This is a genomic window from Rhodococcus sp. BH5 (genome assembly GCF_027583855.1).
Classification (GTDB): domain Bacteria; phylum Actinomycetota; class Actinomycetes; order Mycobacteriales; family Mycobacteriaceae; genus Rhodococcus_F; species Rhodococcus_F qingshengii.
In genome coordinates this window covers 1-13,321 of the sequence record NZ_JAJHVW010000015.1, presented here as the reverse complement: position 1 = coordinate 13,321, position 13,321 = coordinate 1, and the positions used below count along the sequence as shown (strand labels likewise).

The 13,321-nt window shown below is 64.1% G+C and carries 14 protein-coding genes and 1 pseudogene; 4 read left to right on the top strand and 11 right to left on the bottom strand.

Translation table 11 applies throughout. The annotated features are described in order from the left end of the window. Window positions 1–285: 285 nt before the first annotated feature. Window positions 286–921, top strand: a complete 636-nt coding sequence (locus RhoBH5_RS27490) for an O-methyltransferase (RefSeq protein WP_007736091.1) — start codon at window positions 286–288, stop codon at window positions 919–921. Here the strand turns inward: RhoBH5_RS27490 and glgC are convergent. Continuing rightward, on the bottom strand, window positions 918–2,132 hold the full coding sequence (glgC, locus tag RhoBH5_RS27485) for a glucose-1-phosphate adenylyltransferase (protein WP_003945185.1): 1,215 nt from the start codon (window positions 2,130–2,132) through the stop codon (window positions 918–920). The two genes, RhoBH5_RS27490 and glgC, sit on opposite strands and share 4 nt — an antisense overlap. Window positions 2,133–2,264: 132 nt before the next feature. Here glgC and glgA point away from each other — a divergent pair, with 132 nt between their 5' ends. After that, window positions 2,265–3,437: a glycogen synthase gene (gene glgA, locus RhoBH5_RS27480; RefSeq protein ID WP_003945186.1), complete on the top strand. Its 1,173-nt coding sequence runs from the start codon at window positions 2,265–2,267 to the stop codon at window positions 3,435–3,437. Window positions 3,438–3,443: 6 nt separating this feature from the next. On the opposite strand, the gene RhoBH5_RS27475 is transcribed toward glgA, so the two are convergent. The 10 genes from RhoBH5_RS27475 to dapE all read right to left on the bottom strand — a co-directional run bounded on the left by RhoBH5_RS27475 (window position 3,444) and on the right by dapE (window position 11,893). After that, entirely contained in the window at window positions 3,444–4,283 is an 840-nt protein-coding gene (locus RhoBH5_RS27475; RefSeq protein WP_007736089.1) for a putative RNA methyltransferase, read from the bottom strand. Between the two features lie 117 nt (window positions 4,284–4,400). Next, window positions 4,401–4,568, bottom strand: coding sequence for a DUF3117 domain-containing protein (locus tag RhoBH5_RS27470; RefSeq protein WP_003945169.1), 168 nt, complete (start codon window positions 4,566–4,568; stop codon window positions 4,401–4,403). 151 nt (window positions 4,569–4,719) lie between these two features. Then, on the bottom strand, window positions 4,720–5,289 hold the full coding sequence (locus RhoBH5_RS27465) for a DNA-3-methyladenine glycosylase I (protein WP_003945189.1): 570 nt from the start codon (window positions 5,287–5,289) through the stop codon (window positions 4,720–4,722). Continuing rightward, window positions 5,289–5,666 carry a DivIVA domain-containing protein gene (locus tag RhoBH5_RS27460; protein WP_007736086.1) on the bottom strand — a complete coding sequence of 126 codons (378 nt, stop codon included), beginning with the start codon at window positions 5,664–5,666 and terminating at the stop codon, window positions 5,289–5,291. The genes RhoBH5_RS27465 and RhoBH5_RS27460 overlap by 1 nt, the downstream gene beginning before the upstream one ends. Before the next feature lie 32 nt (window positions 5,667–5,698). Continuing rightward, the gene (locus RhoBH5_RS27455; RefSeq protein WP_003945188.1) at window positions 5,699–6,640 is read right to left on the bottom strand and encodes a glucosyl-3-phosphoglycerate synthase; all 942 of its coding nucleotides are present in this window, start codon (window positions 6,638–6,640) and stop codon (window positions 5,699–5,701) included. Then, entirely contained in the window at window positions 6,637–7,536 is a 900-nt protein-coding gene (gene folP, locus RhoBH5_RS27450) for a dihydropteroate synthase (RefSeq protein WP_042450383.1), read from the bottom strand. The genes RhoBH5_RS27455 and folP overlap by 4 nt, the downstream gene beginning before the upstream one ends. 30 nt (window positions 7,537–7,566) lie before the next feature. Then, complete coding sequence (locus RhoBH5_RS27445; protein WP_003945170.1) at window positions 7,567–9,339, bottom strand: long-chain-acyl-CoA synthetase; 1,773 nt, start codon at window positions 9,337–9,339, stop codon at window positions 7,567–7,569. 112 nt (window positions 9,340–9,451) lie between these two features. Then, a complete protein-coding gene (locus tag RhoBH5_RS27440; protein ID WP_270009022.1) occupies window positions 9,452–10,009 on the bottom strand; it encodes a TIGR00730 family Rossman fold protein in 558 nt (185 codons plus the stop codon). Further along, the gene (locus RhoBH5_RS27435; RefSeq protein ID WP_003945176.1) at window positions 10,003–10,806 is read right to left on the bottom strand and encodes a TIGR00730 family Rossman fold protein; all 804 of its coding nucleotides are present in this window, start codon (window positions 10,804–10,806) and stop codon (window positions 10,003–10,005) included. Before RhoBH5_RS27435 ends, RhoBH5_RS27440 begins: the two co-directional genes overlap by 7 nt. A gap of 16 nt (window positions 10,807–10,822) precedes the next feature. Next, entirely contained in the window at window positions 10,823–11,893 is a 1,071-nt protein-coding gene (gene dapE, locus RhoBH5_RS27430) for a succinyl-diaminopimelate desuccinylase (protein WP_030536946.1), read from the bottom strand. Window positions 11,894–11,942: 49 nt separating this feature from the next. Between dapE and dapD the strand changes: the two genes are divergently transcribed. Both dapD and RhoBH5_RS27420 read left to right on the top strand, forming a co-directional pair. Next, window positions 11,943–12,896 (top strand): 2,3,4,5-tetrahydropyridine-2,6-dicarboxylate N-succinyltransferase, encoded by a 954-nt coding sequence (gene dapD, locus RhoBH5_RS27425; RefSeq protein WP_019749368.1) that lies wholly within the window; start codon window positions 11,943–11,945, stop codon window positions 12,894–12,896. After that, window positions 12,896–13,210, top strand: a pseudogene (locus RhoBH5_RS27420) (amino acid permease); the annotation flags it as partial. The gene dapD and the pseudogene RhoBH5_RS27420, both read left to right, overlap by 1 nt. Between the last annotated feature and the right edge of the window lie 111 nt (window positions 13,211–13,321).

Sequence of the window (13,321 nt, the reverse complement as noted above, 5' to 3'; positions counted from 1 at the left end):
AAGTTGATCCTCCTGCTCGGGATCGCGTAGTTCGATCACCGCGTTGTCCGAATCACGTGATGCGCGATATTCGGGAGAACCAGCCGATGCTGTGATTTGTTCCCGATCACCGAGCTGCGAAAGATCAACTTGGTAGAAATCGATACCGCCGTGCGATCTTCGATCCGGCGATGTATACACCTTTTCTCATCGCGGTGTGCACGCCATATGAGGAGCCTGAGGGATTCCTGAGAATCCTGGTGACTGCGCGCCTTGCAGCGACAATCCGAACCGCCCGATAACCTCATGAGCGTGACCCACGCCGAACAGATACTCCGCCACGTCGAGGACGTAGTTTCCGAGGACGAGATTTTGACCGCGGCGCGAGATCGAGCGCTGGATCTCGGAGCCCATCCGGTGACGCCCGCCGTCGGTGCGACGCTCGCGATGTTCGCGAGGATGCTCGACGCGAAGACGGCCGTCGAGGTGGGTACCGGAGCCGGCGTGAGCAGCCTGTGGCTTCTGCACGGAATGCGCGACGACGGCGTCCTGACCACGATCGACAGCGAACCCGAACATCAGCGGGCCGCCAAGCTGACCTTCCGCGAAAGCGGAATCGCTCCGGCACGCACTCGCCTGATCAACGGACGGGCTCTCGACGTGCTTCCCCGGCTCGCCGACGGCGGCTACGACCTGGTATTCGTCGACTGCGCCGCGATCGACCACCCGCACTACGTCCGCGAAGGTGTCCGCCTGCTGCGCTCCGGCGGTGTCATCGTTCTGCACAACGCCCTGGCCGACGGCCGCGTTGCAGACAGCTCCGCACGCGACGCGACAACGGTTGCGGTCCGAGAAGCGGCAAAGGCCGTGACCGAGGACGAGCGACTCATTCGAGTCCTCCTCCCCCTCGGTGACGGCCTCCTCTGCGCGAGCAAGCTCTAGATCCAGACGCCCTTACCGATGGCGACGACGCCACCCTGACTGACGGCAAATCGTTCGCGGTCACGTTCGAGATCGACGCCGATGATTTCGCCGTCACCGACGACGACGTTCTTGTCGAGGATCGCTCGCCGTACGACGGCACCCTTGCCGATGCGCACACCCGGCATCAGCACGCTGCCCTCGACGGTCGCACCGTCCTCGATCATCACGTTGGAACTGAGTACCGAATTGCGCACGGTCGCAGCGGACAGGATCGACCCAGCACCGACCACCGATTCCTGCGCGAGTCCGCCCTTCACGAACTTTGCGGGCGCGAGATTCTCGGTGGCGCCGCGGATGGGCCAGCGACGGTTGTAGAGATTGAAGATCGGGTGCACCGACACCAGGTCCATGTGAGCGTCGTAGAAGGCGTCGAGGGTACCGACGTCACGCCAGTAACCGCGGTCTCGATCGGTGGCGCCGGGAACGACGTTGTCCTTGAAGTCGTAGACCGACGCCTCACCCGCGGCGACCAAGGCGGGAATGATGTCTCCGCCCATGTCGTGGTCGGAATCGGAGTTCTCGGAATCAGCGCGGATGGCGTCCACGAGCACCTTGGTGGTGAACACATAGTTACCCATGGACGCGAACGTGGAATTTGGGTCGTCCGGTGTGCCGGGAGGATGGGCGGGCTTTTCCAGGAACTGGGTGATGCGTCCGGACTCGTCACTGTCGATGCAGCCGAAAGCAAAAGCCTCACTTCGCGGTACACGAATACCCGCGACCGTCACGCCTGCCCCGGATTCGATGTGGTGCTGAACCATCTGTTCCGGATCCATCCGGTACACGTGGTCGGCACCGAAAACCACGATGTACTCGGGGTCCTCGTCGTAAACGAGATTGAGCGACTGCAGGATTGCGTCGGCACTGCCGGTGTACCAGCGCGGCCCGAGCCGCTGCTGGGCCGGGACCGGGGTGATGTACTCACCCGCGAACCCGGACAACCGCCACGTCTGCGAAATGTGGCGGTCGAGTGAATGTGACTTGTATTGCGTCAACACACAAATACGCAGATATCCCGCGTTGACAAGGTTGCTCAACACGAAGTCGATAAGTCGATATGCACCTCCGAAGGGCACTGCGGGCTTCGCTCTGTCCGCGGTCAGCGGATACAAGCGTTTGCCCTCGCCCCCGGCGAGCACGATTCCAAGCACATGCGGCTGGCTTCTCACACCGCTAACCTATCCGCACTGGTGAACTCCCGCTAGCGAAGCAGTCCGAGAGGTCCGATCGTGTCCCCCTCCGAACGGTCGGGGATAACGTGATCGGTAGCCGGATCGACCACGGGCGGTTAGGTTTAGCGCGTGCGAGTCGCGATGATGACCAAGGAATACCCGCCGGAGATCTACGGCGGCGCAGGAGTACACGTAACCGAGCTCGTCGCTCAGATGAAACGGCTGTGCGAGGTCGACGTGCACTGCATGGGCGCCCCGCGCGAAGGCGCGATCGTCCACTCTCCCGACCCCGCTCTCGCCGGATCCAACCCGGCCCTGACGACGCTCTCCACCGAACTGCGCATGGCGGACGCCGCGGCCGGTGTCGACATCGTCCACTCCCACACCTGGTACACCGGACTGGCCGGGCATCTCGCGTCGGCTCTCTACGACGTGCCGCACATCCTCACCGCGCACTCACTCGAGCCCAGACGCCCGTGGAAGGCCGAACAGCTAGGCGGCGGCTATCGGATCTCGTCGTGGTCCGAACGCAACGCCGTCGAGCACGCAGACGCGATCATCGCCGTCAGTTCCGGTATGCGACTCGACGTCCTCGACGCGTACCCCGCTGTCGATCCGAGTCGCGTTCACGTAGTCCGCAACGGAATCGACACCGAGGTATGGCATCCCGGGGGATCTGCGCCGGGAGCACAGTCCGCACTCGCGTCGATCGGCGTCGACCCGGCGAAACCCATCGTGGCCTTTGTCGGACGCATCACGAGGCAGAAGGGCGTCGGGCACCTCGTCGCGGCAGCCCACCACTTCGACCCGGAGATTCAGCTCGTGCTGTGCGCCGGCGCTCCCGATACGCCGGAGATCGCCGCCGAGACGGAGAAGGCGGTGGCCGAACTCGCCCGGCACCGGGGCAATGTCTACTGGGTGCGCGAGATGCTTCCGACCGAGCAGATCAGGGAAATACTCTCGGCAGCAACGGTATTCGTCTGCCCTTCGGTGTACGAACCCCTCGGGATCGTCAATCTCGAAGCCATGGCGTGTGAGACCGCCGTGGTCGCTTCCGACGTCGGCGGCATCCCCGAGGTGGTCGCCGACGGCGTCACCGGTCGACTCGTGCACTACAACGCCTACGAGCCGAACGCATTCGAGGAATCGCTCGCGGCCACCGTCAATGCCGTTGTCGCCGACCGAGAAGGCGCCGACGCGATGGGTCGTGCGGGCAGGATCCGTGCGATCGACGAGTTCTCCTGGGCCGAAATCGCCAAGCAGACGCTCGAGGTCTACGCGGACGCCGTCACGAGACGCTGATCCGCGTCAGATCTTGCGATAGGTCGAGACCGTCGCCGACGCGGTGACGGTGCTCGGCTGCGGCAGCTTCGCCACGGCGGCAGCCAGATCGGCGGGCGTCAGGTGTCTCGCCGACGGTCCCATCCCCACCAAGTCGAGGACGTCCTGGTGTGAGAGTGACATCGTGAACTCGACCTCGTCGCTACTCACACGCTCGAAGTATCCGGCCATCGACGATTCGAGACGTTCCACTTTGCGGTCGTCGACCCGGACCATCGCGAGAATGTCGATCAGCTCGCGCAGATGCCTGTCGGTGGGCGTCAGGACCACCAGAACTCCGTCTTCGGCGAGAACTCGATGGGACTGCGGACCGTTACGAGGAGCGAACACACAGAGCACGTGAGAGAGCGCTCCGTCGCGAATGGGTAGTGGTTGCCAGACGTCTGCGACGATCGAACCGATTCTTTCGTGGACCTTCGCGGCACGCCGGGCCGCGAACTTGGACACGTCCAACGCTATCGCCCGAGAATCAGGCAGCGAATCCACGACGTGTGCGAGGTATTGTCCTGTGCCTGCGCCGATTTCGACGATCCGCGCGGGGTCCGACCCCGCCGTCGTCGCGCAGGCCCGGGTGACGGCATCCATCAGCGGGCCGAAGTGGCCGGCGCCGAGCAATCGTGCACGCGCGGCAATCATCTCGGCACTGTCGCCGGTGAACTTCGTGGCACCGCCACTGATCAGGCTCACGTAACCCTGGCGAGCGATATCGAATCGATGTCCGCGGTCGCACTCGGCGGCGCCGTCCACCAATTCCAGATCAGCAGCACACTGCGGGCAGGACAGAAGATCGATCACGGCGGCAAGCATTGATCCGTCCTTTCGGCTACCGGCGGTGCGCACACACTTCAGGCCCCGTACCGAAACGGATACGGAGCCTGCGTGCAATCACGTGCTGTTGTTCGTACTGCTACAACCTGGACCCGACTAGCTGGTGACGTTCGTGAGTTCCACACCGAGCGCTGCAGCTTCATCCGGGGTCAGCTCGACGACGAGGCGTCCGCCACCCTCGAGTGGAACCCGCATGACGATTCCTCGTCCCTCTTTGGTTGCTTCGAGGGGACCGTCCCCGGTCCGGGGCTTCATGGCCGCCATCCTCTGCTCCCTCCAGATCTGCGCTGCATTGCTCTGCGCCTCGACTAACGGTGCGCCCCGCCAACAATCAGCGAGGCTCGTACCCTCCATTGTTCCCTATGGATGCGGGAACCGGGAATCTGAGTCACATTTAGGGGTGTTCAGTCGTCCGTCACACCTGCGCCGGAACCCAGCAATCAGCCACGTGATCATCGACCATTCCGGTGGCCTGCATGAGCGCATAAGCCGTGGTAGGACCCACAAACTTGAACCCGCGCCGCTTGAGTTCCTTAGCCATGGCAGTCGACTCGGGAGTGACCGCGGGAACCTCTGCAATTGATGTCAGTCTTCTGGTGCGTCGAGGCGGCGAGAACGACCAGAGTAACGAATCGAGGTCCAGATCGGGCGAATTCACGAGCACTCGGGCGTTGGAAATCGTCGCCTCGATCTTCGCGCGATTGCGGACGATCGCGGCATCGGAGAGCAATCTCTCGACATCCGCAACTCCGTACGCTGCGACCTTGTCCGGATCGAACCCGTCGAAGGCTTCGCGGAACGCCTCGCGTTTGCGCAGAATCGTGATCCACGAAAGTCCCGATTGGAATGCTTCGAGGGCGAGTCGTTCGAACAGTTCGTCGCGCCCGTGCAGCGGACGCCCCCACTCCTCGTCGTGATAGTCGCGGTAGAGCGTGTCGCCGGGCGTCTCGACCACCCAGCCGCACCGAACGAGTCCGTCGGCCATCAGCCCTGGGAATCCTTCGATTCGGATACGGTCTCAGGCTCCTCCTGCGATGCTTCGGCCTTGTCCGGAGCATCCGCTTTCACCAGGACCTCAGACCGCTCGTCACGGCCCAGTTGTGCACGCAGAGAATCGATTTCCAACCCGAGGCGATGCAGGGCCCAATCCACTTCACTCGCCTTGTAGCCACGCAGCACCTGCTGAAAACGCAGCGCGTCGACATCCGCCCCGGTGACGTCCTCTGCCGGGAGTACGGTCGCCGTCGTGCCAGGAGGCAGCGGCGGCAGCTCTTCCGAGCGCCCGAACACAGCGCTGGCGGCGAGGAAGATCATCGCGCCGACCAGAGCCATGACAATCAGGTACAGGAGGATCGTCATCATGGACCGATACTCCCATACCCGAGTGTGAGCGGTCAGACCCCCGCGGTGCGCACTATCGAATTCATCGGGGGTCGATCGAGTAGCGAAACCTCGGTGGTCTCGGGCACGAAAGAATCGCCGTCGACCAGGAATTGGGTCAACCCGGCACCCGAATCCTCGATCCCGCACCGCCGGAGCATCGTTCCGATGATCTGCCGGCTCATCACACCGAGGTCGGCGAGCGGCCGGTTGCGATGCTTGCGCACACCGAGATTGACCTGACCGATCGCCGCCAGCCCCAACGTGTCGTACGTGTCGAGCAGAAGGCCGATCTCGACGCCGTAGCCGGGCGCAAACGGGACAGCGGACAGCAGCTCACGGGTGCCCGCGTATTCACCGCCAAGCGGTTGCAGTACCGACGTGAGTTCCGGCCGCAGCGCGGCCAACATGGGCCGCGCAACCAATTCCGTGACTCGCCCGCCGCCGTTGGCATCCTCCGTGCCGCTCACGCGCAGCGGACGGCGGTAGTAGCCCTTCACCAGATGGATGCCGTCAACCGTGAGCAGTGGCCCCAGCAGTTTGGGCACGAACGCCGGATCGGGATTGATGAGATCGGAGTCGACGAATGCGATCAGATCGCCGGTCGTTGCGGCGACCGAACGCCAGAGCACCTCACCTTTGCCCGCAGTCGGCGGGATGGACGGGACCGCGCTCTCACGACTGATCACCGTTGCTCCGGCAGCGCGAGCACGCTCGGCGGTTCTGTCGGTCGAACCGGAATCGAGAACGATCAACTCGTCGACCAAACCACCGAGCAACGGATGAATGGTGTCGACCACCGCGGCAACGGTGTCCTCTTCGTTGAGTGCGGGCAACACCACCGAGACGGTTCGGCCCCCCTTCGCCCGTTCGAGCTCGGCGACCGTCCAACTCGGATGGTCCCAACTGTTGGCGTCTGCCCATACGCGGGTCGGGCCCGCACCGGTGATGCTCATGCCAGACCTCGAACCGTACGTACCGGGGCACGGCGTCCCTGGATCGCGGCCACCATGTCGACGACTCGACGGGTGGACGCCACCTCGTGAACACGGAACACCCGGGCGCCGCCCGCCGCGGCCATTGCTGTCGCTGCCAATGTTCCCTCCAACCTCTCGGAAAGCTCCACACCAAGAGTCTCCCCGATGAAGTCCTTATTACTCAGCGCCATCAGCACTGGCCACCCGGTGTTTACAAGAACGTCCACTTTCCGCAACAACTCGAGCCCGTGGAAGGTGTTCTTACCGAAATCGTGGGTGGGATCGATCAGGATCGCGTCACGCGGAACCCCGAGTGCCAGGGCGCGCTCTGCCGCCGACACGACCTCGGTGACCACATCTGCGACGACGTCGTCGTAGCGGACACGATGCGGGCGGGTGCGCGGAACCGCGCCACCCGTGTGCGAGCAGACGATCCCGGCACCAGTCTCGGCAGCAACCAGGACGAGGTCGGGATCCGCACCCGCCCACGTGTCGTTGATCAGGTCGGCGCCTTCGCCGCGTGCCAACCGCGCGACGCCGCTCCGCCAGGTGTCGACGCTGATGATCAGCTCGGGGTACTTGGCTCTGATCGCGGCGACGAACGGAACGACTCGCCTGACCTCTTCGTCGGCGTCGACGAGGTCACCGGGCCCAGCTTTCACTCCCCCGATGTCCACCAGATCGGCGCCTTCTCCGACAGCCCGATCGACGGCAGCCATCGCTGCCGAATCCGAGAACGTCGCGCCCTGGTCGTAGAAGGAATCGGGAGTGCGGTTGACGATGGCCATCACCAGTGCACGGTCGACCGCGACCGGACGCCCACACAGGGTGGGCGCCGGACCTGGCTGCGCGGTAGAACCGGGGAGTGAAGACATGCCACTCATACTGGCATGACGGAACTCGGTCTAGCCCTTGGGTACCGAGCCCGCCGCGACCTTTCCGACGTATTCGTCGTACGAGTCCACGTAACCACCCTCACGGCCTTCGAGAACGTGCAGAGTGTCGGCGCCGACGTCGTAGCCCTCGTTGCGCAATTCCACCTTGCGCGACTTGAAAGTGCTGGTGTGTTCGAGTGAGTCGACGATGCGGATGAACAGCGGGACCGCGTAGTTGGGGAGCTTGCCGTAGAGGTGTGCCGCGACTTCACTTCCCTCCAAGCTTTGACCGTCCCGCAGCTTGACCGCCGCCATGCCCGCGCGACCGTCGGTGCCCGGAATCTCGACGCCGTAGACAACTGCTTCCTCGACGGCCGGGTGCGAACTCAGCGCGCCCTCGACCTCCGTGGTGGCGACGTTCTCTCCCTTCCAACGGAAGGTGTCGCCGAGACGGTCGACGAAGGCGACGTGGCCCCATCCCTGCTTGCGCACCAGGTCTCCGGTGTCGAACCAGGTGTCGTCGTCCTTGAATCCGCCGCGTACCAGTTTGCTGTTGCTCGCCGCTTCGTCGGTGTAACCGTCGAAAGGCGCCCGGTCGGTGACCTTCGACAGCAGGAGTCCGACCTGACCCGTGGAAACCTTGCGGAGTCGACCGTCGGCTCCACGCAACGCTTTTCCGGTGTCCTCGTCGAACTCCACGACGGCGTGCGGCAACGGGCAGATGCCTGCTGTCTTGTCGACGTTGAGTGCGTTGACGAACGCGATGTTGCATTCGCTCGCACCGTAGAACTCGGCGACGCGGGGTATGCCGAACCGCTGGGTGAATTCGGCCCAGATCTCAGGGCGCAGACCGTTACCCACCATCAGCCGAACAGCATTGTCACTGTCGGTCGGCTTGACCGGCTGGTTGAGCAGATAGCGGCACAGTTCGCCGATGTAGGTGAACGCGGTCGCCTTGTTCAGTGCGATGTCGTCCCAGAACCGCGAGGCCGAGAACTGACGTCCGATCGCGATTGTCGCACCGGACGCGAGCACCGAGGACAGCGAGACCGTCAACGCGTTGTTGTGGTAGAGCGGCAGGCAGCAGTACAGGGTGTCCGAGCCGCGCAAGCGCACGCCCATCAACCCGAGGCCCGACATCGACTTCAGCCAACGGAAGTGAGTCATCAAGCTGGCCTTGGGCATTCCGGTGGTGCCCGAGGTGAAGATGTAGAACGCCTTCTCCTTTGCCAGCACCTCGGCGGTGACCGCGGGGTTGGACGGATCAGCCGTCTTCGCCAGATCCGCGAGTTCGCTGACGAGAAGTTGGTTCGGTCCGCTAAATCCGGCGGGCAACGATTCGAGGGCTTCTTCGCACTCGTCGGCGACCACCAGGACCCGCGCGTCGAGGAGCGTAAGGCTGTGTGCCAGAACGTCGTCGCGCTGGTTGTAGTTCAGCATGCCCGCTGCCGCGCCGAGTTTTACCGCGGCCAAGGCGATCAGCAGCGCTTCGGGAGTGTTCTTTGCCAGCACTCCGACGACGTCTCCGCGGTCGACTCCTCGTCCGCGGAGGACGTCGGCGTAGCGGTTCACCAGTTCGTTGGCCTCCGCGTAACTGGTCGCGTGGCCCTCGAACCGGATGAACGGGCGCGACGGGTGCGCGTGCGCGGCCTTCTGGAAGATCAACCCGATCGATTCCTTGGCCGAAGGCTTACGGGTGAGCCCGGCGGCCCCCCGCGCCAGGATCGGCACCTCGGTGATCATCGACGGCAGTTTTGCCGCCAGATCGAGCAGGCCGACGGTCGAACGGGCTTCCGAACTCATGGCTCCCCTAACACGTATCCGGCGCCCATTCGGCCGCCCAGTCTGCGGCCACCTTACTGCACGGTAATAAAGCTCGCCATGCCCCAGGTCAGGGTTTCACGCACGCGTCTGATCAGGATTTGACGCACGCGTCGAGCGCGGCCTCGACGTCCGTCCTCACCAGCAGAGTGTCCAGCGCCTGACGCCCGACGAAGCCGGTCCCGTCGAGCTTGTTCAACCACTCGAGCAGGCCGGTGAAGTGGCCGACGGGATCGAGCATCACGACAGGTTTCTCGTGCATTCCCAGGTAGCCGACTGTCCACGTCTCGAACAACTCTTCCAGCGTCCCGATTCCGCCGGGCAGCGTGATGAACGCGTCGGCGTGGTCTTCCATCAGCTTCTTGCGTTCGCGCATGGTGTCCGTGACGATCAGCTCGTCGGCATCGACGTCGGCAACTTCCTTGTGCACCAAGGCCTTCGGGATGACGCCGACGGTCCAGGCACCCGCCGCGCGAGCGGACTCGGCGACAGCGCCCATCATCGACACGTTGCCGCCACCCGAGACCAACTGCCATCCGCGTCGACCGATCGCGGTTCCCACCTCGGCAGCCAACGCCAGGAACGATTCGTCCACCGGACCCGACGCGCAGTAGACGCAGATCGAGTACTTCTTGTCGGAATCGGTCACCATTCTTCTTCTTTCCCCAGATCTGCGGCCTCGTCGACGCCCTTGTCGGCGTTGAGGACGATTCGTACTGCTTCTTCCACGCTGTCGGTGACGTGCAGCAGATTCACGTCACCTTCGGAAATCTTGCCGTCCCGCTCGAGGGTGCCGCGAATCCAGTCGACGAGTCCGGACCAGTACTCGGTACCGAACAGGACGATCGGGAAGCGCGTGACCTTGTGGGTCTGGACCAGGGTGAGTGCCTCGAACAGCTCGTCGAGTGTTCCGAAGCCGCCGGGCAGGCAGATGAATGCCTGGGAGTACTTCACGAACATCGTCTTGCGTGCGAAGAAGTACCGGAAGTTGATTCCGAGATCCACCCACTCGTTGAGTCCCTGCTCGAACGGCAACTCGATGCCGAGGCCGATCGAGTACCCGCCGGCCTCGCTGCAACCGCGGTTGGCAGCTTCCATCACTCCTGGCCCACCACCGGTGATGACGGCGTACCCGGCCTCGGCCAACGCCGTTCCCAGCTCGCGCCCGGATTGGTACTCGGGATGATCGACCGTGGTGCGGGCCGAACCGAACACCGTCACCGCACGCGGGACCTCGGCGAGTGCGCCGAAACCTTCGATGAATTCGCTCTGGATACGCAGCACACGCCACGGATCGGTGTGTACCCAATCCGTGGGTCCGCGCTTGTCGAGCAAGCGCTGATCCGTCGTGGTCTTCTCGTCCTTGCGCTTGCGTCGAAGCTGAACCGGCCCGCGGTGCTTGATCGACGAGCTCTGCTTCTTCGAAGCCGAATTCTTCTCTGGTGCCATGCGGCAAGGCTAACGGTCAGGCCGACAGATACTTCCTCAGCACGGCCGCGACGTCGGTGATCTGCTGCACCGGAACGTGCTCGTCGCGCTTGTGCGCGAGGTTCGGATCACCCGGTCCGTAGTTCACGGCAGGAATGCCGAGCGCCGAGAACCTGGACACGTCGGTCCACCCGTACTTCGCACGGAACTGACCACCGGCCGCCTCGATCAGGGCGGCAGCGGACGGGTTCGCCAAGCCGGGCAGCGCGCCAGGCGAGGAGTCGGTGACCTCGAATCCGAGGCCCAGACCGTCGAACACTTCGCGCACGTGCGCCTCGGCTTGTACCTCGCTGCGATCGGGCGCGAATCGGAAATTGACGTCCATCTCGGCTTCGTCCGGGACGACGTTTCCGGCGACGCCACCGGAGATCCGCACCGCCGACAAGCCCTCGCGGTAGCCGCAACCGTCGATGTCGACCGAGCGCGGCTGGTAACTCGACAACCGCTCCAACGCTCCGCCGAACTTGTGAATGGCATTGTCCCCCAGCCAGGACCTGGCCGAATGGGCGCGAGTTCCCGAAGCCGTCAACCGCACCCTCATCGTGCCCTGACACCCGGCCTCGATGAAACCGGCCGTCGGCTCACCGAGAATTGCGACGTCCGCCGCGAGCCATTGCGGGATCTCGCGTTCGATCCGTCCCAGGCCGTTGTACGTTGCGGCGATCTCTTCGCAGTCGTAGAAGACGAGGGTCAGATCGTGGGCCAGGTTCTCGATGGTGGCCGCAAGGTGTAGGAAGACCGCGTCGCCCGACTTCATGTCCACGGTCCCGCAGCCGTGCAGGATGTCGCCGTCACGCCGCGAAGGAACGTTGTCCGCGATCGGCACCGTATCCAGATGTCCGGCGAGCATGACCCGACTGGGCAAACCACGCGACGTACGCGCCAACACGGCATTGCCGTTGCGGATGATCTCGAAGCCCGAAGTCTGCTCACGCAGCGCATCCTCGACAGCCTGCGCGATGACGGATTCGTCGTGCGAGACGCTGGGGATGTCGACCAGGGCGGCCGTCAAGTCGATGGGGTCCGAAGCAAGATCGAGGATGCTCACACGCACCAGCCTAGGCCGGTGCACCCACCACCCAGTAATCTCTAGTCCCGTGAGCGCACAGGGAGCAACAGCAGTAGGTATCGCCAACGTGACCGCGGACGGAACCGTCCTCGACACCTGGTTCCCGGCACCGGAGCTGGGAACATTCGACAAGACCGGTACCGAGAACGTCGAGGGAACAGATATTCCTTCCGATCTTGCACTGCTGGCAGGCACTGATGACGCTCGCGAGGTATCGCAGGTCGTCGTGCGCACCACCATCGCCGATCTCTCCAAGGCGCCGGTCGACGCACATGACGTCTACCTGCGCCTCCATCTCCTCTCGCACCGTCTCGTCGCACCCCACGGTGTCAACCTCGACGGCCAGTTCGGCCTGCTCAGCAACGTCGTGTGGACCAACTTCGGCCCGTGCGCCGTCGAAGGTTTCGAGCAGGTTCGCTCGCGTCTGCGCATCCGCGGCGTCGTGACCGTGTTCAGCGTCGACAAGTTCCCCCGCATGGTCGACTACGTCGTGCCGTCCGGAGTTCGCATCGGTGACGCGGACCGTGTCCGACTCGGTGCACACCTCGCCAGCGGAACGACCGTCATGCACGAGGGCTTCGTCAACTTCAACGCCGGCACCCTCGGCAACTCGATGGTCGAAGGCCGCATCTCCGCGGGCGTCGTCGTCGACGACGGATCCGATGTGGGCGGCGGCGCCTCGATCATGGGCACCCTCTCCGGTGGAGGCAAGGAAACGATCTCCCTCGGCAAGCGCTGCCTCCTCGGCGCAAACGCCGGCCTCGGCATTTCGCTCGGCGACGACTGCGTCCTCGAAGCGGGCCTCTACGTCACCGCCGGCACCAAGGTCACCGGCCCGGACGGAACCGTCGTCAAGGCCAAGGAACTGAGCGGCAAGTCGAACCTTCTCTTCCGTCGTAACTCGGTCTCGGGTGCCGTCGAGGTCGTGCCGTGGAAGGGCACCGGCGTCGAACTGAACGCTGCTTTGCACGCCAACGACTGATGAGTAGCACCGACGTCTCCGACGGAACAACCACTGCTCTCGGCCACGGTCTCAAGGTCCGCCATCTAACGATGATGGGCCTGGGCTCGGCCATCGGCGCCGGCCTGTTCCTCGGAACCGGCGTCGGTATCGCCAAGGCCGGGCCGGCCGTCCTGATCTCCTACATCCTTGCGGGCGCCGTCGTGGTGTTCGTGATGCGCATGCTCGGCGAGATGGGCGCCGCGATCCCGGCCAGCGGTTCCTTCTCTCACTACGCGCGCCTGGGGATCGGCGAGTGGGCCGGCTTCGTGATGGGCTGGCTCTACTGGTTCATACGTCGCATACCATTGTCACAGTACGGGCAGGTCAGGGGATTATCGTGTCCAAAGTCGGCCGCGTCTGCTATGCAATGCCTATGAAGAAGACGATCGCGCTCACCGCATGCG